The organism is Caulobacter sp. GW821-FHT09H08 (assembly GCF_059415885.1).
The window spans coordinates 681,660-705,223 of record NZ_JBWKOC010000004.1 but is presented as its reverse complement, the minus strand read 5'-3'; the positions used below and the strand labels follow the sequence as shown (position 1 = coordinate 705,223).

The window sequence follows — 23,564 nt, the reverse complement described above, 5'->3', positions numbered from 1 at the left end:
TTCCCCAAAGCGTCCGTGGGCCGCCTTAGCTCAGCCGGTAGAGCGACGCATTCGTAATGCGTAGGTCAGGTGTTCGAGTCACCTAGGCGGCACCACCCCTTCCAGTAGGACATGGCGTTTGAAGCTGCCGAAAGGCCTCAAACCTTAGTCGCCGAGTGGGTTCCCACTGGGTGTGGCTTTGGCTTGGGCAGGGCGCTGTGAGCAGCCCAACGCCACTCATTGCAGGGCCTGTGAAGGTAAGCTTCCAGGTGGGGCTCTACATCCGCACGCGTGGTGGTCCAGTCGCGCCTTCAGATCCAGAGCTGGCGCTAAGTGGTGAGCCGGCCGAAGTCCGATGGACGCGCCATCTGGGCCGCATACCTATCAGCATAATTCCAGCATAAAATTTCTTGAATTTGGAAAATCGTCATGGCACGGTCTGGCGGTCGACTCAGGAGCGAGCATGGCCACCCCGCACATCCAGGAAGTTCAGGCGGTCCTTTCCGATTTCGAAGACCGGCTGCGGGACGTCGTTGATCGCGGTTGGAAAGAGTGGGCAGACAGCGGACTTATGGGCCGCCTCATCTTCAAGCGCACGGGCTCGAATAACGCCTACGATATGATCGCGCGTCACGCGGTCGCCGAGTTTGACGAAGACCCTCTCGTGCACGTGATCAACAAGCCCGGCACGATCATGCTCCTTGTGCGTGACCAGGTGCTCATTCGCTTCAAGAAGGGGAATGCGAAGGGGGTCGGCTCGAACATCGAGACCCAAGCGGTGCTCGATTTCATTAATCCGAACGCTGACATTCCTGGCCTTCTCCCTGAACTCATGAAGGTTGAGGTTTGCTACCAGACGGACTTTCTGGGGAGGCGGCTGGAGGAGGTCGCGGTGGTCGCTCGCAACCGCAGCCGCCGCGTCTGGGCCTACCCCCTGCGCCCTGCTGCCGCTGGTGAAATCATCCCGTTGCCTCAGCTGCTTCCGCCGGATACGACGCCCGTCGTCGTCACTCCGAAGAAGTCGTCGGACGAGGTGGCTGGTGAAGAATAAGAGTGGACCCCATGCAGCCGAACCCCGACATGCTGCGCCTTGCGCGGCAGCGGAGAGGACTCCAGCAGACCGAGGCGGCTAAACGCCTTGGGGTTGAGCAGCCTGTTCTCTCGCGAATGGAGAATGGTCTGAGCGAAATCCGGGAAGATTTCCTCGCTCAGGCCCAGAAAGTCTACGAATTGCCTCGGTCTTTCTTCTACTCCACAGACCCTGTCTATGGGGCGCCGGTTAGTGTCCATCCGATGTGGCGCAAGAAGAGCGATGTATCTGCTCGGGATCTTGACGCAGTGGTTGCGGAGCTGAATTTCCGGATCATGCACATTCGGCGCTTGCTTGAAGGGGTTGATATCCGAAATACCGGAAACCTCCCTCGCTTGGATGTCGAAGACTACGGGACGCCCGAGAAGGTTGCTGGTGTGTTGCGGGCGCATTGGCAGGTTCCACGCGGGCCGCTCAAGGATCTAACCACCCTGGTCGAAAAGGCCGGCGTTCTCGTTGTGCACTCCAATATGGGCGGCGCGTCCATCAGCGGCGTGACGTTCTCTGTTCCCGGTATGCCGCCTATGATCGTGCTGAACTGCGATCAGCCGGCCGATCGGATGCGCTTCACCTTGGCGCACGAGTTGGGCCATCTTGTCATGCACCGTTTCCCGTCTCCTACGATGGAAAACGAGGCTGACCGCTTTGCCTCGGCGCTGCTTATTCCCGCTTCCGACCTGAAGCCTTACATCGCTGGCCGGCGGGTCGACCTTGCCCTCCTCGCATCCCTCAAGCCTGAATGGCGAGTGTCGATGCAGTCGCTGCTGATGGCGATCACTACGGTTGGACCGCTTTCGCAAAATCAGGCTCAGTACCTATGGAAACAACTCAGTGCGCGCGGCTATCGGCTACGCGAGCCACCTGAGCTCGACTTCGCGCGCGAACGTCCCACTGTGGTTGATACCATATTGGAAGTTCACAAGTCCGGCCTGGGGTATGAGCTGTCCGATATCGCGAAGCTCGTGAACCTTTACGAAGGTGAACTCATGGAGCTGTATCCCTCGATCCATGTCGAAGCTCCCGCGCGCAGCAAAATTACAATTGTAAAATAGTATAGCCTCAACGACGATTGCTCCCAGCGCCGGTTGGAAGCTCACATCTACCCGTCCTATATTGTGCAACTTGGGAAGTGGGGCATGCGAAACGCGGAAATATTGAAACATAAGGAATTTATTGATGACGCTATAAAATATATAGCCAAGAATAACCCAGATTTGATTGTTGGATTTTCTCGTCTGCAATCAAAGAAAAATGGAATGACTGAACTATTAGAATATCTGAATGAACTGTTTGACGAAATTGTTGACCTAAACGGGCGGATGCCTGAGGAATTTGAAATTTCAATATCGCCAGAACTAATGGGCGATATAGATGCTAGTTGCACTATGTATATAGCGGTTGACCAACTTCGGCCCAAAACTCCTTGGTCCTTCTCTAAAGAAAAGAGAAGAGAAAGGGATGAGCACGAGGAATTGATGGGCAATAGGTTGCTATATGTCATTCATTGCCTAAAGAGGGCAAGGTCAGTACTTAGCTACCGATAATTTCGCGGAGCAGAGCGGCTGCGTCCCGCCCAAGCGCTTCGGCGACCTGACAGAACTCGATCACGTCCAGCCGCCGTCCACCCCGCTCAACCCTCGAAATGAAGCTCCGTGGCTGGCCTCGGCGCTCGGCGGGCTAGAGCTAGTCCTGAAGCAGGCTGGCCGGCGAAACGCCGATGGCCTGAGCGGCGTCCCACATAGTCAGCAGGGTGACGTTCTGGAGCCCGCGCTCCATGTTGCTGACGTGCGCCCGATCGACGCCCATTCGTTCTGCGAGCGTCGCCTGGGTTAGCCCCGCCTCGGCGCGAAGCCTCCGAAGATTCCGGCCGAACAGCTGGCGAATATCCATCCCAAGGATGGACACCCTCCGTGCATTTTGATGCGACGTATTATAATACACATCGTGAGGTGGGCGTGCTGGCGGCGGGGCAAGCGGAGGGTGCGCTGGGGCGGCTTCGAAAGCTCGGGCAGCTGTTCCGGACGGCGCGCAGAACTCAGCATCTTATATGATGTGCTGAAACATTGTGCATCTCATTGAAGCAAAAATTCAAAGAGGAAAGTAATGAGAGAGTTCTTGCGTCGCGCCAGGAGGACGGCCTTACATCTTTTGCAATGGTTGGTGTCGCTGGCTGTCGTTGCGTTCTCTGTGATGTTCGCGATGGTGGCGCTCATGTTCCAAAGCAAGGGGGCTGATGCATCCCACTTATTCATCGCCTCAGCTTTCGCCGCAGTTGTCGCGATCACCCTATCGCCGCCAGTGCTGTTCCGGTTTCCCGCCAAGGCGCGCTTGGCAATCTACGTCCTCATTATTCCGGCTGTTGTCGCGAACACCTGGACGTCAATGAAGGTCAACGAGGCTTACGAGCGTACGCCTAGAGCTAAACAAGAAGCAAAGCAGCTAGCAGCTGCAGAAGCTTCACGTCTCGAGGCTGAGCGCAAAGAAGAAGAAATGAGGTCTGCTTTAGAGAGCGCCGAGGCAGATCGGGCCAACTTGGCTGCATCAAATGAGAAGATTGCAGCATGTATTAACTGGCGTGGACAAGTTCCTGCACTGACCGATTACGTCAAGTCGCGCCTTAACAATCCTCGCGCATTTGAACACGTGGAAACTAAAGCGATCAAGACAGGTGAGACGGTCAAAATTGCTATGCAGTATAGAGGTGAGAACGGTTACGGGGCCACGATGACTGAATGGGTCGTTGCCACCGTATCCCCGGGAGACTGCTCTGTGGTCGAGGTAGTAGGCGTCTAGGCGACTTTTGAGCATTGAGCTCATACCGACTGCCTGTCGCCGCTGGCCTTTCCACGAACCAGCCAGCTCGTCCGCTATACGGGCGTGATCTGGGCTAGTCTCAATACGGAAACCCCACAAAAACAACGACCTAGGCGTTCGCGCCGACCATCCAACCGGAGCCCTCGTGACCAACGTCGCGGGGGCTTTTCTTTGCTCGAAAGGAGCTTCCCCATGCTGTCGCTCAAGGACCGCGATGCGGTTACGGCCGCGCTTACAGACCCCACCCTCGACCCAACCTTGCGTGCCCTTATCGGCCTCCGGGTCTGGCAGGTGGACACAGACCGTCGAGAGCCCCTCAGCGATGTCCTTCAGATCGTCGTCGTCCAGCCCGGCGACACGTCAGAGGTCATCCATGAGGCGGTCGGCTACCCGATCACCTGGGACCAGGCCGAACAGCCGGGGTTCGAGTGGATGAACGATCACGGCTCATGGTTCGAGCTGGCCTACGTCCTGACCGACGAGTTCGGGATGCTGGTGTTCGTCGCTGACCATCCCGACACGAACCACGTCCTGCGCTTCAACTGTCTCGCCGTGGCTGACCGCCCGTAGAGCCTCTCCGACCTTACCCGACGAACGCGCCTCCACGACACCGTCGCGGGGGCTTTTTTTTATGCCTGAAGGGGCCAAACCCATGACTCAACCCGTATGGCTGTCACGTCCGATCGCTGACGCCGAATTCGACCTCGACCTGCGCGCCTTGATCCGTCTTCGAACGGGTCAGCTGGAGGCCGCTGGCGACAGGGCCAGGGTGGTTGTCGTTCAAGGCGGCGACACGCCCGACATCATCAACACGGCCGTGGGTTTTCGCATCACCGGCGATCAGCCAGAGCCGTTCACACCGGACTGGATCAAGGACCACGGACTTTGGTTCGAGGTGGCCTTCCGTGCCGGCGGCGATGACTTCACCCTGGTCTTCGTGGAGAACGGTCCTGGCACCGAGCTGGGGGTCCATGCGCTGTGTCTCTCCCACGTCTGGGCGCAGAGCGCATGAACCGGGCCGCAGGTATCCTGACGCTCATGCTCGCGCTTGCCGCGTTCAAGGCGTTGTTGCCGGTCCTAGTGGTCGCGCTGCTGCTCGCCTTGGCCTACTCGCTGATCACCCAGCCACGGGAAACCCTGGGGTTCGTGGCGCTCTCGGTCCTGGGCAGCGTCGTTAGTGCAAGGCCCGGCCTCGCCATCGGCGCTTTCGTGGTGGTCTGGATGGTGACTTTGGCGACCAGCCGGAAACCGGACTCCGCAGGGCAGCCGCTTCTGCCCGGTCCTTGTGAACACCACTCAAACTAGGAAACGGCCGGGGAGCTTAGTTAAGTGCCTTTCGCTGAGGGCTTCCCGGTTTCCTAGCCAAAGTGCCTTTCGGCAGGCTCAATAAACAAGCGCTTCTCAAAGCAATTAAATGGCCGAGAAAAAAGTTTGTAAGGCCAAATTGCCTTGGCTGGGAAAATCCCTCTAAGTCACCATAAGCAAACGCGAAAACGCCGAAAGGCATATTGACTGCGTTGTGGCGAGATTCTAGTTCGGATGCAGCACGCCAGCGGCGGGCAGCTAGAGTCCTAAGTGAAGTCGCTAAGTATAGAGGCTTCGGACCTTTCTAACATCATCAAAATGGCTCCGCTTGCCGGCGGAGTTCGAGAACGCACGCGAGAACGCATGTCCGAACCTATCCAAACCAAAGTTGACCCGAGCCGGATCTCAATTCCCTCCCCCAAGCCGGCGCCTCCAAGCGCGCCAAGCTCAGAATCGCCGCCCCAGGAAAACAGGGTCGAGTCCAGCGGCCACGAGGACGCAACGTCAGATAAGCCGCGCATTCGTGTGTCGCCTGGTGACGTTCACCTCGCCTCTGCGGAGGCTGAAAAGGTGCTGGCGAACACTCGAACGTACTTCACCAGTGGAGGTGCTCTCGTGCGCGTCGTTGCTCGCCCTGGGCGCGGCGTCTCCGTCGATCGCATCAACGAACAGACCGTCAGGGTCGTCCTCTCGGAAATGATCGACTGGGAGCGTAAGGGCCGCGATGGGCTGTGGACGCGATGCGACCCTCCCGCTGCCGTCGTCCAGGCGCTGCTGTTCGGCCAAGACCGACAACATCTGAAAGAGCTGAATGGTCTGGCCCGTCAGCCTTACTTCGGTGCCGACGGAAAGCTGGTCGTCGAGACGGGTTACGATCCCGGTTCAGGTATCTATGCCAGCTTCGACCCGGCGGCCTATCGGCTAACGGACCCGACGCGTGAGCATGCCCAGGCCTGCTTGGACTATCTGAACGCTTTGATCGAGGAGTTCGAGTTCGAGTCGGACGCCGATCGATCAGCCGCACTCTGCGCACTGTTCACGGCTGTGACCCGCGCGTCCTTGTCGGTGGCTCCAGCGTTCAACGTCACTGCGACCAACCCGGGCAGCGGCAAGAGCTATCTGGCGGAGGTCATCTCCCTGTTCGCCGGCCCTGACGACCCCTACAGGGTCAGCTATCCCTCAGGTGCGGACGAAGCCGGCAAGCTCATTGTTACGGTGCTGATGGAGAAGCCGGCCGTCGTTCTCTTCGACGATATGCAGGGCAACTGGAAGCCGTTCGGCCCCATCAACCGGATGCTGACCAGCACGATGACGACCGAACGCCTGCTGGGTACGAATCGAAGCGCTACGGTGCCGACCAAGGCGCTGTTTCTTGGCACGGGCAACAACATCGAGCCCGAGCGTGATCTCAGGCGACGGGTGTTAACGATCCGCCTCGCGCCAGATGCCGAGACGCCCACCCTGCGCAGGTTCGAGCATGACCCTATGGGCACCATGCGACGGCATCGGGCGACGGCGGTGGCGCGTGTCCTGAGCATCATCAGCGCCTTCCTTGCAGCCGATGAGCCTGTCCTGGAAGCGAGGCCGATCGGGACCTACGACGAATGGTCGAGGCTATGCCGCCACCCATTGATGTGGCTGGGCCTTCCCGACCCTGCGGAGAGCCTTATCGAGCAGGTGTCCAACGATCCTGAACGTCAATCCCTGGGCGAGTTCCTGTTGGTCTGGCGTCAGTGTTTCGGGTCAAGTCCGGTCACGGTCCGGCAGCTCGTGGCCAAGTCCGACCAGCGTTCCGAACTCCTGGAAGCGTTGGAAGAGCTGCCCGTTATGGAAGGCCGGTACGTCAATCGCGGAAAGCTCGGCTGGTTTATTAGCAAGAACCGGGGCCGAAGGGCTGACGGCCTTCGGATTGAGCGCGGCGACCTGACAGACCGTCGCTCATGGAAAGTGGTCGCCGGTTAAGGCGCTGCACCCGCATCGCCAACGCCTGACCTAAGCGGCCCAACCAAAAGGGGGAAAGGGGGCGCCACCTCTTTCCCCTCTTTCTGGCCGGCCAGTCGCCACCCGGCGTCCGCCCCTGGGCGTCCTCTCGCCCGGTTTTCGGACCTGGCCGACCCCACCCATCACCGCTCTCGAAGTGCGCCATCCTGGGCCGCCTCTGGGGCTCCCTGTCACCCCCTGACCTGGGCTGCGACCCCCTCGCGGCTCAGTGCGCTCACGCGCGCCTATCACCCAACAACCTGAAGGAAAACAACATGCCCAAAGCAAAACTCGACCACATGTTCGCCGCGACGGCTGAATGCGAGTCCGGCAAGAAGAAGACCGACTGGTGGGACACGACCATCAAGGGCTTCGTCCTGGAATGTCGCGCCAGCGGGGGGCGGACCTACTACGTCCGCTACCAAACCCAAGCAGGCCAGCAGAAGCAGTACAAGATCGGCGGGTATGAACGCATCTCGTTCGCCGTGGCGAAGAAGGAGGCCCAACGGCTGCTGTCTGAAGTCACGCTCGGTGGTGATCCTGGCGCGGCCAAGGCGAAGGCCAAATCCATCCCGCTCTACGGCGAGCTGGCGCAAATGCACCTGGACTTCGCCAAGCCGAACCAGCGCTCCTACCGCGATACCGAAGGGTACATGCGAAACCACATTCTTCCGAAGTGGGCTAAGGTTCGCCTGACCGACATCAATAGCCGTGGCGTCTCCAACTGGCTTGCCGACAAGACCGCCGAAGGTTTGGCTCCTGCGACCGTTGAAAAGATCCGGGTCATCTTCGGTCGGTCGTTCGTTCTCGGCGCTGGCTGGGACGTTCCTGGCACGGAGAAGAATCCGACCCGAGGCATCCCCCGCAAGCCGCTCAACAACGCCCGTGAGCGGTTCCTGACGGCCGAGGAGGGGGTTCGGCTTCGGTCAGCTGCAGAGGAGTCCTATAACCCCCAGCTGAAGCATATCGTGGGCCTTCTGCTCCTGACCGGGGCGCGAGTTCGCGAGCTGCTGACTGCACGGTGGGAACACGTCGATCTTGGCCGAAGGGCCTGGCTGATCCCGATGAGCAAGACCGGAAAGTCGCGGTACGTCCCGCTCTCGACGGCGGCCGTCGCGATTATCGAAGACCTGCCCAGGTTCAAAGGCTGTCCGTGGCTGATCCCGAACCCGGAAACGCTGAAGCCCTTCGTGACGATCCAGCATGCTTGGCAGCGGGCTATCCGTGTGGCGAGGCTTCCAGGGCTGAGGATCCACGATCTTCGTCACTCGGCTGCATCGTTCATGATCAACAACGGTGTTGACCTCTTCACCGTCGGCAAGGTGCTGGGTCACGCCTGCTACCAGTCCACGCAGCGGTACTCTCACCTCGCCAACGACACGCTGCTTAAGGCCGTAGAGGCCGGTGCGGCCAAGCAGTCTCTTTAAAACCTCTCCCCGCTCCCCGCTCCGCGCGCTGGCTTCGGCTGGTTCGTGGGGCGGGGGCATCTTTTATTTTTTCGAAGCCGCCTCCCGTCAGGCGACTATCAGCACGATCATCGTATGCGCATGGCCTTCTCGTCAGCAGCCCTTCGGAATGTTCGAGAAGGGGGCAGTGAAGCTGCGCCAAACCCGGCAGGGATCAGCCTCAATCCTCTTCCTCTTCCACAGGCGGATCGAGCTGGGCGCGCAGCTCATCGATCGTGAGATTCCGCCAATCGGGAACGACGTCCCGGATCTTCAGTGGCGCGACGCCCTCAAGGCTTTCTTGCGAGACCACCACGTAGCCGCCTCGTGTCAGGGGAAGCAGGAGGGCTGCTCCGTCCATCCATTCGCCGATGTTGCGGACGAGCGCTGCCTTGATGACATCTCGCCCCGAAATGATCTGCAGCGATCGCCGGCTTAGGCGGAATCTGGCTTTGCCGGACGCCTTCAGCATCAGCATCAGCAAGTAAGCTATGTGCTCGTAGCTTCGCATTATCAGCCCTTTCACGACCCGTATTTACATATATCTCTTATCCCAAAACGGGTGTCAACTTAATTCATTATGGAGGGGGCCGTGCCGGGGAGATCTGCCTCGCCCATGGCGTTCTCCCCGATAGGGCCAGCCAGAGGGCTGGGAGGGGTTGTGAGTGGAAATCGATGTTTGGGCCTGAGCAGCTTTTTCCCTCGCTCTCGCGGTTCCGGTGATGGTCCGACGTACCGGCTTGATACCGCAACTCTAGTGGGTATGGAGAAGGTCACATTTTCCGTGTTTCCCACGCGAAAGCACGTAAAGCAGGAAAAGGTTATTCAGGGATACAGGTGAATCTGGGGTGTATATGGGTTGATGTTATTCTGTTTTAGCGGAGTGTGGTAATTTATATGTGTTTTAAAGGTATTTCCGAAAACCGTATCTATATTTCGTAATGCGTAGGTCAGGTGTTCGAGTCACCTAGGCGGCACCACTTTCTTCTCTCTTTCAAAGATGATTTGCGGGCTCGATCTGCACCGATCACGCGCAAGGGCCTATTTGAAAACGACCTTCGCGGCCGTGAGCGGCGTGTCGCCTAGCGTTGTGTAGGTGCAAGCTGGATCTGGCGTGGTGTCATAATTGGCGGTCTTGACGTCGTAAGAGTTGAAACAGGTCAACTCCCCTTCACCCTTGTCCACGACGACCGTGACAATGCCGTCGCCGACATCTTTGGTGCCTACCTTGAGGACATATCTCAGGAAAAGAAGCCGAGATTCCTTTTCCTTGCCCTTAGTTATACGTCGTACTTTATAGAGCTGGGTTCGGGTGAATGTTGTGTCGCCAAGCGACTCGTAGCTGTGCTTGTTGTCTTCTTTCACGATGCCGTTTTTCGCGATCTCGTAGTCCGGTGCAGCGCTGTCGACAGGGGTCGACGTTGGCGGGCTACATGCAGCAAGCAAGCCCACGGCAAGCGTCGCCACTAAAAATCTGATCTGATTCATTTCCCCCTCCAGTTTCCACAACCCTGACTTAAGTGGCTATCAAGCTGCCTTCAATCCGGGAATCGCGGAACCGGCCCCCTATGCCTTCGTTCCTCAGCTTCTAGAGGAACCGAGCCATGCCTGATCGCGTCGACGACGAGACCGCCCTCGAGGAGGTCATGACCTTCCTCGACGATCCGCCCGAGCCGGGTTCGGCCGACGATGATCGGTTCGGCGAGCGGCTGCGGCAGGTAATCGCCGCTTCGATCTCGCTGGATGACGGTGAGGATCCAGAGGACGGGCCGACGCTGCAGTTGGACGATGCGTTCCGAAAACGGCTGGAGGCCGTGGTCGGACAGCGTGGTGGTTCCTATTTCGGCGACCATCCCGATGGCATCGGTCCCACGCTCGGGATGAACGTCGGCAAGATCTAGTCGTCCCAGCCCTTGCGCTTCTTCTTCTTGCCCAGCGCGAAGATGCCCGGATACGGCCCCTTGCCGACCCGGTAGAGGCACCAGTCATCGTCCTTGGCGCAGTCGCCGTCGAAGGCGGCCTTCTTGTCCGGGTCGATGGCCGCATAGAGCGGCGCGGTGCGCGAGCGCTCGCCGGAAGCCTCGGCGCAGGCGTTCTTCTCGGCCCGGGTGAGGGCGGTGAATTTCTCGTGGCTGCAACCGAGGCTGCCGCGCAGGGTTTCGCGGGTGGCGTCGCTCTCCTCGACCAGCTTGCGGGCGGTGAAGCCGGGCGGAGCGACGATGGCTGGCGGTCCCGCGAGGCGCGGCGCTGACGGCGTGGCGACGGCCGGCGGCGGCGCGGTCACGGCGCTGGGCGCCGCATGAGGTGTCGATAGATGCGCGGGCGCTTGGGGTGATGGCGTCGGCGTCGCCCGAGGCGCGTCCAGCAACTGGGCGTCGATGATCGGCGGCTCGACCAACTGCGGCATCCAATGCGCGCCGGAGACCAGCGCCAGCAGCACTAGGATGTGAGCGACCAGGACCCCGCCCAGGGCCACGAGGTTGCGCCGCAGCGCCCGCCTTGAGGGACGACGCCAGGTTCCGATGGCGATCGCCGTACTCATGGTTTCTCCGGGCGCTGCGGCGCCGGAGGTGGGTAGGCCCGCGATACGGCGCGACCGTGGCCGTACGGGACAACAAAAAGGCCCCAACGAAAAAGGCCCAGCGCTTCCGCCGGGCCTTTCCGTGTTTCAGCGGTGAAGTCGGAAGCTTACGCCGCCGCCTTCGCCTTGACGCCGAAGCGGCCGTAGAAGGTTTCACCCTTTTCGGCCATCTCGCGCAGCAGGGCCGGCGGGGCGAAGCGCTTGCCGTACTGCTGGGCCAGGCGATCGCAGGTCTCGACGAAGGCCTTGGCGCCCACGCCGTCGATCAGGCTGATCGGGCCGCCGGTCCAGGGCGCGAAGCCCCAGCCCAGGATGGCGCCGACATCGGCTTCGCGCGGGTCGACGATGACGCCTTCCTCGAAGCAGCGGGCGGCTTCGACGGCCTGGCGGTACAGGAGCCGCGTGCGGATCTCCTGGATCAGCGCTTGGTCGGCGTCGGCGGTCGTCACCGGCATCAGGTCGGCGAGACCCTTCCAGATCGTCTTCTGGCCGCTCTCCGGATAGTCGTAGAAGCCCTTGCCGTTCTTGCGGCCCAGGCGGCCCAGCTCGACGACCATCTTCTCCAGAACCGGGGCGAACGGACGCTCCTCGTACTTGTCGCCGAGGTCCTTCTTGGTCTGCTCGCCGATCTTGTAGGAGAGGTCGAGGGCGACGTCGTCGTTCATCTCCAGCGGACCACGCGGCATGCCCGTGGCGCGGCCGACATTGTCGATGATGGCGGGCGCGATGCCCTCGGCCATCATCTCCAGGCCTTCCTGCACGAAGGTGCCGAAGCAGCGCGACGTGTAGAAGCCGCGGCTGTCGTTGACGACGATCGGGGTCTTCTTGATCTTCAGGACGTAGTCGATCGACTTGGCCAGGGCTTCCTGGCTGGTCTCCGCGCCCATGATGATCTCGACCAGGCCCATCTTGTCGACCGGTGAGAAGAAGTGGATGCCGATGAACGAGGCCGGACGGACCGAGGCCTTGGCCAGGCCGGTGATCGGCAGGGTCGAGGTGTTGGAGCCGAAGATGGCGGTGTCGGCCAGCTGGGCCTCGGCCTTCTTGGTGACCTCGGCCTTCACTTCACGGTTCTCGAACACGGCCTCGATGACGAGGTCGCTGCCCTTGACCAGCTCATAGTCGGTGGTCGGGGTGATGAGGGCCAGGACGGCCTCGCCCTTCTCGGCGGTCATCTTGCCGCGCGAGACGGCCTTTTTCACCAGGCCCTCGGCATAGGCCTTGCCCTTGTCGGCGGCTTCCTGGGTCTGGTCGATCAGGATGCTCTCGATGCCGGCCATGGCTTGGACGTAGGCGATGCCCGCGCCCATCATGCCGGCGCCCAGCACGGCGACCTTCTTGGCTTCCGACGGCGGGACATTGGCCGGACGGCCCGAACCCTTGCCCAGCTCCTGCAGCGACAGGAACAGGGTGCGGATCATGCCCTTGGCCTGCGGCGACATCATCGTCTTCAGGAAGTAGCGGGTCTCGATGCGGATGGCCGCGTCGAACGGAACCTGCGTGCCCTCATAGACCGCCTTCAGGATGTTCAGCTGGGCCGGATAGTTGCCATAGGTCTGCTTGCGCAGCATGGCGTTGCCCATGACGAAGACCTGGCTGCCGGTCGGGGTGTAGGGACCGCCGCCCGGGAGCTTGAAGTCCTTCTTGTCCCAAGGCGCGACCGGGTCGCCCTTGGTCTTGACCCAGGTCTTGGCGGCCTCGACCACCTGATCGGCGGCGACGACCTCGTGCACGACCTTGTTGGCCAGGGCCTCGGCCGGCTTCATCGACTTGCCTTCCAGCAGGTACGGCGCGGCGGCCATCACGCCCATCAGGCGCGGCAGACGTTGGGTGCCGCCGGCGCCTGGCAAGAGGCCGACCTTGGCTTCCGGCAGGGCCAGCTGGATCTTCGGATTGTCGGCGACCACGCGATAGTGGCAGGCCAGGGCGATCTCGAGACCGCCGCCCATGGCCAGGCCGTTGATGGCCGCGGCCACCGGCTTGCCGCAGGTCTCCAGGGCGCGGAACGCCTTGTTCAGCGCGAAGCCGGCTTCGAAGGCGGCCTTCAGGCCCTCTTCGCCCGCGCCGCCGCCGCCGAGACCGCCCGAACCACCGAGCTCACCGAGGTCGGCGCCGGCGCAGAAGCCGCTGGCCTTGCCCGAGGTGATGACGGCGCCCTTGATGGCGGCGTCGGACTTGATGGTCTCGACGATCTCGCCGATTTCCTTGATGACCGAAGCGGTCAGAGTGTTCATCGAACGGCCGGGCACGTCGAAGGTGACCAGGGCCACGCCGTCGGAATCGACCTCGATCTTGAAGTTTTCCATAGGAGTCAGGTCCTTAAGTCTTAGACGCGTTCGATGACGGTAGCGGTGCCCATGCCGGCGCCGACGCACAGGGTGATCAGGGCGGTTTCCTTGTTTGAGCGTTCCAGCTCGTCCAGGACGGTGCCCAGGATCATCGCGCCGGTGGCGCCTAGCGGGTGGCCCATGGCGATGGCGCCGCCGTTCACGTTCATCTTGTCGTGCGGGATATCCAGCGCCTGCATCATGCGCAGCACGACCGAGGCGAAGGCTTCGTTCAGCTCGTAGAGGTCGATGTCGCTGACGGCCATGCCCAGCTTCTTCAGCAGCTTCTCGGTGACCAGCGAAGGGCCGGTCAGCATGATCGAGGGCTCGCTGCCGATCGAGGCCGCGCCCTTGATGCGGGCGCGGGGCTTCAGGCCCAGGGCCTCGCCCATTTCCTTGGTGCCGATCAGGACGCCGGCGGCGCCGTCGACGATGCCCGAGCTGTTGCCGGCGTGGTGGACGTGGTTGACCTTCTCCACCTGCGGATAGCGCTGGGTGACGACGGCGTCGAACGCCATCTCGCCCATGCCCGTGAACGAGGCGTTCAGCGAGGCCAGGGTCTGCATGGTGGTCGAGCCGCGCACGGTCTCGTCATGGTCCAGGATGGTCAGGCCCAGCTGGTCCTTCACCGGCACGACCGAGCGCTTGAAGCGGTTATCGGCCCAGGCGGCGGCGGCGCGCTTCTGGCTCTCGACGGCGTAGGCGTCGACGTCGTCGCGGCTGAAGCCGTACAGGGTGGCGATCAGGTCGGCCGAGACGCCCTGCGGGGCGAAATAGGTCTTGAAAGCCGAGGACGGGTCGGTCGGCCAGGCGCCGCCGTCGCTGCCCATGGGCACGCGGCTCATGCTCTCGACGCCGCCGCCGATGGCCATCTGGGCCTCGCCCGAGGCGACCTTGGCCGCGGCCATGTTCACCGCTTCCAGGCCCGAGGCGCAGAAGCGGTTGATCTGCACGCCGGCGACGCTTTCGGCGTAGTCGGCGGTCAGGACAGCGGTGCGGGCGATGTCGCTGCCTTGCTCGCCGACCGGGGCGACGCAGCCCAGGACGACGTCGTCGACCTTGCTGGTGTCCAGGTTGTTGCGGTCGCGCAGGGCTTCCAGCACTTGGCTGGCCAGCGACAGGGCGGTGATCTCGTGGAGCGAGCCGTCCTTCTTGCCCTTGCCGCGCGGCGTGCGCACGGTGTCGTAGATGTAAGCGTCAGCCATGGACTGGCTCCTTCCTGCGAAGCGATGTTCGTGTCGTTGAGGCGCGCCTGGGAAGCCGGCGCGTTATGGTTTCCAGTTGCCGATCGGATATGTGCCGATCGGCTCACACTTCAGGCCGCTGGCCGAGGCCTTGGCGCGGTAGTAGAGGCGCTTGCCGAACTCGGGTGGCGGCAGCGAGCAAGCCGTGAAGCCCGAGGTCGTGACCTCCAGCTTCCACTCGGCGATCTTCGAGCGCAGCAGCGTGTTGCAGATGTCCTTGCCGGCCGGCTGCAGCGGTAGCTTGAAGGCGCCCGGCTGGGGGCGCTTGCCGACCAGTTCGCCGGAATAGGTCAGGACGCGCGGGCCCGGGGCCGCGCGCACGCAGACGACAGCCGAGCGGGCGTCATCAGCGGGCTTGGCGGCCTGGGCCGGGCCTTGCGCGGCGAAGGCGATGAGGGAGAGAGCAGCGGCAGCGATCACAGCGTCCTCGCGATCAGCAGTTTCATGATCTCGTTCGTGCCGCCGTAGATGCGCTGGATGCGGCTGTCCTTGTACATGCGCGCGATCGGGTACTCGTTCATGAAGCCATAGCCGCCGAACAGCTGCAGGCAGCGGTCGACGATCTTGCCCTCCAGATCGGACACCCAGTACTTGGCCATCGAAGCCGTGGCGGCGTCCAGCTTCCCTTCCAGGTGCTGGCCGATGCAGTGGTTTACGAAGACCTTGGCGATGGTCGCCTCGGTCTTGCACTCGGCCAGGACGAACTGGGTGTTCTGGAAGTCGATGATCGCCTTGCCGAAGGCCTTGCGGTCCTTGACGTAGTCGATGGTCAGCTCCAGCGCGCGCTCGATGGTCGCCATGCCTTGCACGGCGATGTTCAGTCGCTCCTGCGGCAGTTGGCCCATCAGCTGGAAGAAGCCCTGGCCCTCGTCCGTGCCCAGCAGGTTCTCGGCCGGCACCTTCACGTCGTTGAAGAACAGCTCCGAGGTGTCCTGGGCTTCCTGGCCCAGCTTGTCGAGGTTGCGGCCGCGCTCGAAACCTTCAGCGCCGTCGGTTTCGACGATCATCAGGCTGGTGCCGCGCGCGCCGGCGGTCGCGTCGGTCTTGGCGACGACGATGATCAGGTTGGCCGTCTGGCCATTGGTGATGAAGGTCTTGGAGCCGTTGATGACGTAGCCGTTGCCCGACTTCTTGGCGGTGGTCTTGATGCCCTGAAGGTCGGAGCCGGCGCCCGGCTCGGTCATGGCGATGGCCGAGACCAGTTCGCCGGTGGCCAAGCGTGGCAGCCAGCGCTGCTTCTGCTCCTCGGTGCCGTAGTGGAAGATGTACGGCATGACGATGGCGTTGTGCAGGCTGGCGCCGAAGCCATCGACGCCCTTCTTGCCCAGCTGCTCCATCAGCACGACTTCGTGGCGATAGTCGCCGCCGGCCCCGCCGTACTGCTCGGGCGTGGAGAGGCCGAGCAAGCCCGCCTCACCCGCCTTGTTCCACATCTCGCGATCGACGCAGTGGTTCTTGCGCCACTTGGCGACGGTCGCCTCGGGGGCGTGCTCGTCGAAGAACTTGCCCACCGCGTCCTCGAAGATCGCGATGTCCTCTTCGGCCATGAAGGCGGGCTTTTCGACGGCGAGCACGCTCATGATCAGAAAGCCTCCGCGGGCAGGGCCATCAGGGTCGCCGAGCCGGTCTTCAGCTTGGCCAGGTGCGCGCCCGCGTCAGGCAGGATGCGCTCGATGAAGTAGCGGCCGGTGACCAGCTTGGTGGTGAAGAACGGGTCGGACGAGCCGGCCGCGATCTTGGCGTTGGCCGCCTTGGCCATCAGCGCCCACATGTACGCCAGGCCCGTCAGGCCGAAGAGGTGCATGTAGTCGGTCGAGGCCGCGCCGGCGTTGTCGGGGTTCTGCAGGCCGTTCTGCATCAGCCACATGGTGCCGTCCTGCAGCTGGGCCTTCACGCCCGACAGCGCCTCGATGTAGGGCTTCAGGGCCTCGTCGCTGTCGTTCTCGCCGATGAACTGGTCGATCTCCTGGAAGAAGGTCATGACCGCGCGACCGCCCTTGGCGGCCAGCTTGCGGCCGACCAGGTCAAGGGCCTGCACGCCGTTGGTGCCTTCGTAGATCAGGGCGATACGGCAATCGCGCATGAACTGGCTGACCGGGAAGTGCTCGGTGAAGCCGCTGCCGCCGTGCACCTGCACCGCGTTCGAGCAGACTTCGAAGCCCTTGTCGGTCAGATAGCCCTTCAGGACCGGCGTCAGCAGGCCCATGTAGTCGCTGGCCTTCTCGCGGACCTTCTCGTCCGGGTGGACGTGGGCCAGGTCGCCATGCAGGGCGGTCCAGAACAGGAAGGCGCGGCCGCCTTCGATCAGGGCCTTGCTCTCCAGCAGCATGCGGCGGACGTCCGGGTGGACGATGATCGGGTCGGCCGGGCCGTCGGCGTTCTTCGGGCCCGTCAGCGAACGGCCCTGGATGCGGTCCTTGGCGAAGGCGACGGCGGCCTGGTAGGCGGCTTCGCCCTGGGCCACGCCCTGCATGCCGACGCCCAGGCGGGCCTCGTTCATCATGACGAACATGATCTTGAGGCCCGAGTTCTCTTCGCCGATCAGATAGCCCTCGGCCTCGTCGTACTGCATGACGCAGGTGGCGTTGCCGTGGATGCCCATCTTCTCTTCCAGGCCCACGCACTTGGCGCCCTGGTTACGCTCGCCGACCGAGCCGTCTTCCTTGGGGAAGAACTTCGGCACGATGAACAGGCTGATGCCCTTCACGCCGGCCGGGGCGCCCTCGATGCGGGCCAGAACCAGGTGGATGATGTTGTCGGCCATGTCGTGCTCGCCGGCCGAGATCCAGATCTTCTGGCCGGTGATCTTGTAGCTGCCGTCGGCCTGCGGAACCGCCTTGGTGCGCAGCAAGCCCAGGTCCGTGCCGCAGTGCGGCTCGGTCAGGTTCATGGTGCCGGTCCATTCGCCGGTGACCATCTTGGGCAGGAAGGTCTGCTTCTGCGCGTCCGAGCCGCCCGTGTGGATGGCCGAATAGGCGCCGTGGGCCAGGCCCGGATACATCGAGAAGGCCATGTTGGCCGAGCTCGACATCTCACTGAAGGCCAGGTTCACGACGTGCGGCAGGCCCTGGCCGCCATAGGCCGGGTCCGAACCCAGGCCGGTCCAGCCGCCTTCGCACAGCTGCTTGTAGGCGTCCTTGAAGCCCGGCGGCGTCGTGACCGTGTTGGTGACAGGGTCCAGCTTGCAGCCGGTCTTGTCGCCGACCGTGTTCAGCGGGGCCAGGACCTCGCCGGTGAACTGGGCGGCGGCCTCCAGGATCTGCTCGACCGTCTCGAACGGCGCGTCCGAGAAACCGGGCAGGTCGCCGTGCTGATCAATGTTCAGCACGTCGCGCAGGATGAAGGCGTGATCGCGAACGGGCGGCTGATAGGTCATGGGGCGGTCCTGCCAGGGAACTAGAAGAGGGATCGGGAAGGGGAACGGGTAGGCGACCGCCGGCGGGCGTTTGCGAAGCCGGCGGCTCTGGAAGCTCTTACTTGCCGAGCATCGCTTCGGCGTGACCGTCGAGGCGGGCGCGCAGCACCTGCTCGTAGTCGGCCGCGCGGGGCAGCAGGTCGGGACGGATCTCGCCGAGGCGGCGCTCCAGGCGATCGCACGCCTCGCGCAGCTCGATCAGGGCGTTGTCGATGTCGTCGCGCTGCTGTTCCAGCGCCGTGGCGCGTTCGCGGAACTTCTTCAGCGAGCGGGCCATCTGCGCCGCGCCCTCGTCGTTCTCGTCATAGAGGTCGAGCAGTTCGCGGATCTCGGTCAGCGACAGGCCCACGCGCTTGCCGCGCAGGATCAGCTGCAGGCGGACGCGGTCCTTGTGGGAATAGACGCGGTTCAGCCCTTCGCGGGCTGGATTCAGCAGGCCCTTGTCCTCGTAGAAGCGCAGGGCGCGCGGCGTGGCTTTGAACTCGTTGCACAGCTGGCGGATCGTAAAGGTCCGCTCGGGGCGTCGCAGGTCGGCCATGATGGAAACCTCCCAATGAAGAGGGCCTGGCTACTGCGGCCGGGCCGCTTAGTTATCGTTGATCACCCTAAACCCGATATCGGGCGGCCGTCAACGCTTACGTAAACGTCAACTAGATCGCCGGCCATAGGTTTACTTTCCTAAGGTTGAGGGCGTATTTTCCTAGGGAAGGCTAGACGCTTAGGAGGCGCCCTTGGCGACCCTCTCTCACGGCGAAATCTGGCGGGCGATCGACGCCCTGGCCGAGCGTTTCGACATGACGCCGTCGGCCATGGCCCGGATGGCGGGCCTGGACCCCACCAGCTTCAACCGCTCCAAGCGTGGCTCGTCCGAAGGCGGCGGCCATGCGCGCTGGCCCTCGACGGAGAGCCTGGCCAAGCTGCTGGAAGCGACCGGTGTCAATTTCTCGGAATTCGCGGCCCTGACCGAGCACGCGCCGGTCCGCGCGCCGGCTCTGCCGGGGCAACGGCGGGGCGCGCCGCTGATCGGCCTTTCCCAGGCGGGTCAGGACGGTTTCTTCGACGAGGCGGGGATGCCGGTCGGCGCCGGCTGGGACGAGGTCGCCGCGCCGGACATGGGCGAGGGCCTGTTCGCTCTCGAGGTGTCGGGGGACAGCCTGGCCCCGGTCTATCGCGACGGCGATCGCCTGCTGGTCTCGCCCACTGCCTCGCCCCGCAAGGGTGACCGGGTGGTGGCGCGGACGAATGCGGGCGAGGTGCTGGTCAGCGAGCTTGGCCGGGTCACGGCCCGGACCATCGAGCTGGTCCAGCTGGAAGGCAGAACCGGCGACGACCGTCTGCTATCGCGGGACGATGTCGCCTGGATCGCGCGGATCGTCTGGGTCAGCCAGTAGGCCGACCCGAGGGATCAGGTGCGCGGGCAGCCGGCGTGGGTGTCGAGCAGCCAGGCGATCAGCGGACCGGCCGCCGGGTCATCGCACGACACGTCGAGGCGGTAGGAAGCCCAGGTGTCGTTGTGCGCGGCCTCGACGTGGGCGTCGGGGAACTGCTGGACGATACCGCCGAGCAGAGAGTCGAACTCCTGACGGTCGGTGGGGCGGAGGGTGAACGAAGCCATTGGAGTAACCTTGATGACTAATCTTGGTTCTGATGGTTCCAGATTAGACTCCGAAAGGTGGGCGGACCCTTAACCGCCAATTCAGACTTCGTTCATGCATGCGGACATGGTGTCGCAGGGCGCGCCAGCCCCTGCTCATGGGCAGCGGGCGCTCATTTGAACGACGTGGTCGGCGAACGTCGTCTTCATGCCAAATCGCTGGCGCAGGTCTTCGACATGTTCGGGATCTTCCAGAGGAAGCGGCGCCCAGACGCCCTTTGACTTGCAGGCGCCCTGCAGGCCGAAACGTTGGGGCTGATGCGCGGCGGCCGCCCACCGATCATAGGCCTGGGTGAAGAACGCCTTCGTCGTGTCGCCGTCCAGCGCCAGCGGCTCGAGCAAGGTCAGCATGTCCCGTTTGAACGCCAGGTCTTCGTCGGCGTGCTGCAGGATCAGGCTGGCCGCGTAGTTGGCGTCGGCGCCGTCTTGTCGGATCTTGAACCAGCCTCGCCGCTTGACCGTGTTCTTGAGCCAAAGCGTGTTGCCGGCGTCGCTCACGACGATCTCGACCGCCAGCGCTCCATCATAGAGTTGCCTGGCCAAGGGCGAGAGGCCGCGCGCGGGTCCCTTGGGATTGGTGGTGCTCAGGCTGCCGCGTAGCACGCTGTCCTCTGTCGCGCGGCGCAGCAGTTCGGCCACATCCGCATGGGTCGAGATCTTGTAGGCTTGGGCGAAGCGCAGGGTCGGACTGTAGCCTTCCATCGGAGAGGCGCCGGTCGCCAGGACCGCGTTCTGCAACGAGCGGCGGCGCTCATTGGCGCCCCGCGCCTGGCGGCAAGCGTCCTTCCAGGCGTCGGCCGAGAGCACGGCCTTTTCGCGAACGATGGCGGCCCAATCGGCATAGGCCTTATCGACGCCGAGACAGGCCTTGATCTCGGACGGCGGAAGCTCGGCCTGCGCCATGACGGCGGCAGCCGCGAAGAGAGCGAGCAAAGAAAATCCCCCGAAGCGGCGACGCGCCTCGGGGGAGTTTCTAGATCAGCCGAAAGCTGTAAACCGCCCTCAACCCAACTTTTCCTCAATCAGCGCGATCGTCCGGTCGATCCCGAAGATCGCCGCGAAGGAGCCGAAGCGCGGGCCCTGGCTCTGGCCCAGCAGCACTTCGTACAGGGCCTGGAACCAGGCGCGCAGCGGGTCGAAACCGTGGGTCTTGCCGACCTCGAACACCTCGTTCTGGATCAGCTCGGCGTCCGGGGCGTCGGCCGGCATGGCCTTCAGCTTGGCCAGCAGGTCCAGCATGGCGGCGCGCTCCTGGTCGGTCGGGGCGCGGAAGGTCTTGGTCGGTTTGACGAAGTCTTCGTAGTAGTTGATCGCGTAGCCGGCCAGGCGGTCCAGCAGCGGCTGGCTCTCGGGCGAAGCGCCCGGGATGTAGCGCGACAGGAAGCCCCAGAGGATTTCCTTGGTCGAGGCGTCGGCGGCCGACACCAGGTTCAGCATCAGGCTGAACGACACCGGCGAGCCGTATTGCGGCGGACGGCCCGAGTGGATGTGCCACACCGGATTGTCCAGCTGCTTGGCCGGCTCCTGGCGCTGATAGGCGTCCAGCTGCTGCAGATATTCGTCTGTCGCCTTGGGAATGACGTCGAAATAGAGCTTCTTGGCCGACTTGGGGCTCTGGAACATGTAGTACGACAGGCTCTCCGGCGCGCCGTAGCGCAGCCAGTCCTCCATCGACAAACCGTTACCCTTGGACTTGGAGATCTTCTGGTTGTTCTCGTCCAAGAAGAGCTCGTAGTTGAAGCCTTCCGGCGGCACGCCACCCAGGGCCTTGCAGATCGCGCCCGAGGCCTTGACCGAGTCGATCAGGTCCTTGCCCGACATCTCGTAGTCGACGCCCAGCGCGGTCCAACGCATGGCCCAGTCGGGCTTCCATTGCATCTTCACGTGGCCGCCGGTGACCGGGACCTCGACGCGCGAGCCGTCCTCGTCCTCGAAGACGATCGTGCCCTTCTCGACGTTGCGCTCCAGGGTCGGCACCTGCAGCACCTTGCCGGTGGTCGGGCTGACCGGGAGGAACGGCGAATAGGTCGCGCGGCGCTCTTCGCCCAGGGTTGGCAGCATGACCTTCTGGATGGCGTCGAAGCGCTCCAGGGCGGTCAGCAGGGTCGCGTCGAACAGGCCGCCCTTGTAGCAGTCGGTCGAGCTGACGAATTCGTACTCGAAGCCGAAGCCGTCCAGGAACGCGCGCAGGCGGGCGTTGTTGTGGGCGCCGAAGCTGTCGTGGGTGCCGAACGGGTCGCGGACGACCGTCAGCGGCTTGCCCAGGTCTTCGATCAGCGGCTGCTTGTTCTCGATGTTGTCGGGAACCTTGCGCAGGCCGTCCATGTCGTCGCTGAAGGCGATCAGGCGGGTCGGGATATGGTCGTCGACCAGCGCGCGGAACGCCTGGCGCACCATGGTCGTGCGCGCCACTTCCCCGAACGTGCCCAGGTGCGGCAGGCCCGACGGACCATAGCCGGTCTCGAAGATCACGGCCTTGGCCAGCGCCGGATAGGCTTTCACCGCCTCGTCAGCCTTGCCGGCGTCGATCAGGGTCTTCGCGGCTTCCTGGTCGGCGCGGTCGGGGAGGCGCACGCGCAGGACGCGGGCGATGGTGGCGCGCGCCTGCTCGAACGGCCAGGAGCGAGCTTCGCGGGCGAGGGGGGAGAGGCCTTCAAACATGCGGGGCGTATAAACGCTGGAGCGTCAGAGGGCTAGGGCAGGGGTGTCGCATAGGCTTATGAAGCGACAGCCAACGCCGCAGGCCCCCACCTGACCTGCTGCGCAGGTCGTCCGCCCCCGAGAGGGGCAGAAGAACCTTCTTCCCCCTCCGGGGGAGGAGCGCGAAGCGCGGAGGGGGCAAGTGCGGACTAGAACGCCTCGCTAACGATCGTCCCGTCCAGCATCAGCGCGGCGCGCTTCAGCCCGCTCGAGGCGAATGGCATCGCGACATTGCCGTCCCGGTCCACGGAGATCAGCCCACCATGCCCGCCGAGGTCCGCCACGCCCTGGATCGCCGCTTGCGCCGCGCTGGCCAGGCTCTCGCCGCCGAAGCGGACGCGGTGGGCGATCTGGGCGGCGACGGCGGTGCGGATGAAGTATTCGCCCTGGCCGGTGCAGGAGACGGCCGCGAAGCCGTCGGCCCAGGCGCCGGCGCCGATGATCGGACTGTCGCCGACCCGGCCCGGCCGCTTGCCGAACACCCCGGCCGTAGAAGTGGCGGCGGCCAAGCGCCCTTCACTGTCGCGAACCACGCAGCCGACAGTGCCGGTCGGCAGGGCGTCCGGCGGATGGTTGTCCTCGAAGGCGCCGGCGTGGGTGAACCAGGCTTGCGGGTCCTCGACCGTCTCCAGCCCCTGGTCGCGGGCGAAGTCGATGGCGCCCTGGCCGGCCAGCATCACGTGCGGGGTCTGCTCCATCACCGCACGGGCGGCTAGGATCGGGCTCTTGAAGCCTTGCAGCGCGGCGACTGAGCCGGCGCGTAGGGTGGGGCCGCACATCAGGCTGGCGTCCAGTTCGTACTCGCCCTCGGCATTGGGCGAGGCGCCCTTGCCGGCGATGTAGAGGCCGCTGGCCTCCAGGGCGACCACGGTTTCGACCGCGACGTCCAAGGCGGCAGCGCCCGCCGCCAATCGCTCGCGGGCCGCCTCGACCAGCCCGCGCATGTGGGCGATCTCGACGCTGTAGTCGTGGCCGACCTTGGCGCCGGCGCCGCCGTGCAAGGCGAGACTAAAACGTTTGTTTGACATTC

The 23,564-nt window shown here is 63.5% G+C and carries 25 protein-coding genes, 1 tRNA gene and 1 pseudogene; 13 read left to right on the top strand and 14 right to left on the bottom strand.

The annotated features are described in order from the left end of the window. Positions 1-19 precede the first annotated feature (19 nt). The 4 genes from AC07NN_RS17845 (at position 20) to AC07NN_RS17830 (ending at position 2,613) form a co-directional block, all read left to right on the top strand. Positions 20-95, top strand: a tRNA-Thr gene (locus tag AC07NN_RS17845). A 347-nt stretch (positions 96-442) separates the two neighbouring features. Next, positions 443-1,030, top strand: a complete 588-nt coding sequence (locus AC07NN_RS17840) for a hypothetical protein (protein ID WP_494643841.1) — start codon at positions 443-445, stop codon at positions 1,028-1,030. Between the two features lie 11 nt (positions 1,031-1,041). Next, entirely contained in the window at positions 1,042-2,121 is a 1,080-nt protein-coding gene (locus AC07NN_RS17835) for an XRE family transcriptional regulator (RefSeq protein WP_494643836.1), read from the top strand. A gap of 84 nt (positions 2,122-2,205) precedes the next feature. Further along, positions 2,206-2,613: a hypothetical protein gene (locus AC07NN_RS17830; protein WP_494643833.1), complete on the top strand. Its 408-nt coding sequence runs from the start codon at positions 2,206-2,208 to the stop codon at positions 2,611-2,613. A 139-nt stretch (positions 2,614-2,752) separates the two neighbouring features. On the opposite strand, the gene AC07NN_RS17825 is transcribed toward AC07NN_RS17830, so the two are convergent. Then, positions 2,753-2,959 (bottom strand): helix-turn-helix domain-containing protein, encoded by a 207-nt coding sequence (locus tag AC07NN_RS17825; protein WP_494643831.1) that lies wholly within the window; start codon positions 2,957-2,959, stop codon positions 2,753-2,755. A 213-nt stretch (positions 2,960-3,172) separates the two neighbouring features. Between AC07NN_RS17825 and AC07NN_RS17820 the strand changes: the two genes are divergently transcribed. The 6 genes from AC07NN_RS17820 to AC07NN_RS17795 all read left to right on the top strand — a co-directional run bounded on the left by AC07NN_RS17820 (position 3,173) and on the right by AC07NN_RS17795 (position 8,595). Beyond that, positions 3,173-3,862, top strand: coding sequence for a hypothetical protein (locus tag AC07NN_RS17820; protein ID WP_494643829.1), 690 nt, complete (start codon positions 3,173-3,175; stop codon positions 3,860-3,862). A 213-nt stretch (positions 3,863-4,075) separates the two neighbouring features. After that, the gene (locus tag AC07NN_RS17815; RefSeq protein ID WP_494643826.1) at positions 4,076-4,453 is read left to right on the top strand and encodes a hypothetical protein; all 378 of its coding nucleotides are present in this window, start codon (positions 4,076-4,078) and stop codon (positions 4,451-4,453) included. An 82-nt stretch (positions 4,454-4,535) separates the two neighbouring features. Then, the gene (locus tag AC07NN_RS17810) at positions 4,536-4,895 is read left to right on the top strand and encodes a hypothetical protein (protein WP_494643824.1); all 360 of its coding nucleotides are present in this window, start codon (positions 4,536-4,538) and stop codon (positions 4,893-4,895) included. Next, positions 4,892-5,188 carry a hypothetical protein gene (locus AC07NN_RS17805; RefSeq protein WP_494643822.1) on the top strand — a complete coding sequence of 99 codons (297 nt, stop codon included), beginning with the start codon at positions 4,892-4,894 and terminating at the stop codon, positions 5,186-5,188. The genes AC07NN_RS17810 and AC07NN_RS17805 overlap by 4 nt, the downstream gene beginning before the upstream one ends. A gap of 363 nt (positions 5,189-5,551) precedes the next feature. Next, entirely contained in the window at positions 5,552-7,150 is a 1,599-nt protein-coding gene (locus AC07NN_RS17800; protein WP_494643820.1) for a hypothetical protein, read from the top strand. A 293-nt stretch (positions 7,151-7,443) separates the two neighbouring features. Beyond that, a complete protein-coding gene (locus tag AC07NN_RS17795) occupies positions 7,444-8,595 on the top strand; it encodes a site-specific integrase (RefSeq protein WP_494643818.1) in 1,152 nt (383 codons plus the stop codon). Positions 8,596-8,794: 199 nt separating this feature from the next. Here AC07NN_RS17795 and AC07NN_RS17790 read toward each other — a convergent pair whose 3' ends face one another. Continuing rightward, positions 8,795-9,097, bottom strand: coding sequence for a hypothetical protein (locus AC07NN_RS17790; RefSeq protein WP_494643813.1), 303 nt, complete (start codon positions 9,095-9,097; stop codon positions 8,795-8,797). A 557-nt stretch (positions 9,098-9,654) separates the two neighbouring features. Next, the gene (locus AC07NN_RS17785; RefSeq protein WP_494643810.1) at positions 9,655-10,101 is read right to left on the bottom strand and encodes a hypothetical protein; all 447 of its coding nucleotides are present in this window, start codon (positions 10,099-10,101) and stop codon (positions 9,655-9,657) included. Between the two features lie 116 nt (positions 10,102-10,217). Here AC07NN_RS17785 and AC07NN_RS17780 point away from each other — a divergent pair, with 116 nt between their 5' ends. Then, complete coding sequence (locus AC07NN_RS17780; RefSeq protein ID WP_494643805.1) at positions 10,218-10,514, top strand: hypothetical protein; 297 nt, start codon at positions 10,218-10,220, stop codon at positions 10,512-10,514. Here the strand turns inward: AC07NN_RS17780 and AC07NN_RS17775 are convergent. The 7 genes from AC07NN_RS17775 to AC07NN_RS17745 all read right to left on the bottom strand — a co-directional run bounded on the left by AC07NN_RS17775 (position 10,511) and on the right by AC07NN_RS17745 (position 18,718). Continuing rightward, positions 10,511-11,155 carry a hypothetical protein gene (locus AC07NN_RS17775; protein WP_494643801.1) on the bottom strand — a complete coding sequence of 215 codons (645 nt, stop codon included), beginning with the start codon at positions 11,153-11,155 and terminating at the stop codon, positions 10,511-10,513. The genes AC07NN_RS17780 and AC07NN_RS17775 overlap by 4 nt on opposite strands. Before the next feature lie 146 nt (positions 11,156-11,301). Then, positions 11,302-13,500 (bottom strand): 3-hydroxyacyl-CoA dehydrogenase NAD-binding domain-containing protein, encoded by a 2,199-nt coding sequence (locus tag AC07NN_RS17770; RefSeq protein WP_494643799.1) that lies wholly within the window; start codon positions 13,498-13,500, stop codon positions 11,302-11,304. A 20-nt stretch (positions 13,501-13,520) separates the two neighbouring features. Beyond that, positions 13,521-14,726, bottom strand: a complete 1,206-nt coding sequence (locus AC07NN_RS17765; RefSeq protein ID WP_494643794.1) for an acetyl-CoA C-acetyltransferase — start codon at positions 14,724-14,726, stop codon at positions 13,521-13,523. A gap of 63 nt (positions 14,727-14,789) precedes the next feature. Beyond that, positions 14,790-15,158, bottom strand: coding sequence for a hypothetical protein (locus AC07NN_RS17760; RefSeq protein WP_494644039.1), 369 nt, complete (start codon positions 15,156-15,158; stop codon positions 14,790-14,792). Positions 15,159-15,181: 23 nt separating this feature from the next. Next, positions 15,182-16,345: an acyl-CoA dehydrogenase family protein gene (locus AC07NN_RS17755; RefSeq protein WP_494643789.1), complete on the bottom strand. Its 1,164-nt coding sequence runs from the start codon at positions 16,343-16,345 to the stop codon at positions 15,182-15,184. Positions 16,346-16,347: 2 nt separating this feature from the next. Then, positions 16,348-18,141 (bottom strand): acyl-CoA dehydrogenase C-terminal domain-containing protein, encoded by a 1,794-nt coding sequence (locus tag AC07NN_RS17750; RefSeq protein ID WP_494643785.1) that lies wholly within the window; start codon positions 18,139-18,141, stop codon positions 16,348-16,350. Between the two features lie 97 nt (positions 18,142-18,238). Next, on the bottom strand, positions 18,239-18,718 hold the full coding sequence (locus AC07NN_RS17745) for a MerR family transcriptional regulator (protein ID WP_494643783.1): 480 nt from the start codon (positions 18,716-18,718) through the stop codon (positions 18,239-18,241). A 193-nt stretch (positions 18,719-18,911) separates the two neighbouring features. Between AC07NN_RS17745 and AC07NN_RS17740 the strand changes: the two genes are divergently transcribed. Then, positions 18,912-19,571, top strand: coding sequence for a S24 family peptidase (locus AC07NN_RS17740; protein ID WP_494643781.1), 660 nt, complete (start codon positions 18,912-18,914; stop codon positions 19,569-19,571). 14 nt (positions 19,572-19,585) lie between these two features. On the opposite strand, the gene AC07NN_RS17735 is transcribed toward AC07NN_RS17740, so the two are convergent. From AC07NN_RS17735 to AC07NN_RS17725, 3 genes are all read right to left on the bottom strand, one after another. Beyond that, positions 19,586-19,795 carry a hypothetical protein gene (locus AC07NN_RS17735; RefSeq protein ID WP_494643777.1) on the bottom strand — a complete coding sequence of 70 codons (210 nt, stop codon included), beginning with the start codon at positions 19,793-19,795 and terminating at the stop codon, positions 19,586-19,588. A 135-nt stretch (positions 19,796-19,930) separates the two neighbouring features. Continuing rightward, complete coding sequence (locus AC07NN_RS17730; protein ID WP_494643772.1) at positions 19,931-20,767, bottom strand: hypothetical protein; 837 nt, start codon at positions 20,765-20,767, stop codon at positions 19,931-19,933. Between the two features lie 69 nt (positions 20,768-20,836). Further along, on the bottom strand, positions 20,837-22,495 hold the full coding sequence (locus AC07NN_RS17725; protein WP_494643768.1) for a lysine--tRNA ligase: 1,659 nt from the start codon (positions 22,493-22,495) through the stop codon (positions 20,837-20,839). Between the two features lie 94 nt (positions 22,496-22,589). Here AC07NN_RS17725 and AC07NN_RS17720 point away from each other — a divergent pair. After that, positions 22,590-22,700 (top strand): annotated as a pseudogene (locus AC07NN_RS17720) (hypothetical protein); the annotation flags it as partial. Here AC07NN_RS17720 and AC07NN_RS17715 read toward each other — a convergent pair. After that, the gene (locus AC07NN_RS17715) at positions 22,684-23,562 is read right to left on the bottom strand and encodes an isoaspartyl peptidase/L-asparaginase family protein (protein ID WP_494643766.1); all 879 of its coding nucleotides are present in this window, start codon (positions 23,560-23,562) and stop codon (positions 22,684-22,686) included. The pseudogene AC07NN_RS17720 and the gene AC07NN_RS17715 sit on opposite strands and share 17 nt — an antisense overlap. Positions 23,563-23,564: the final 2 nt, after the last annotated feature.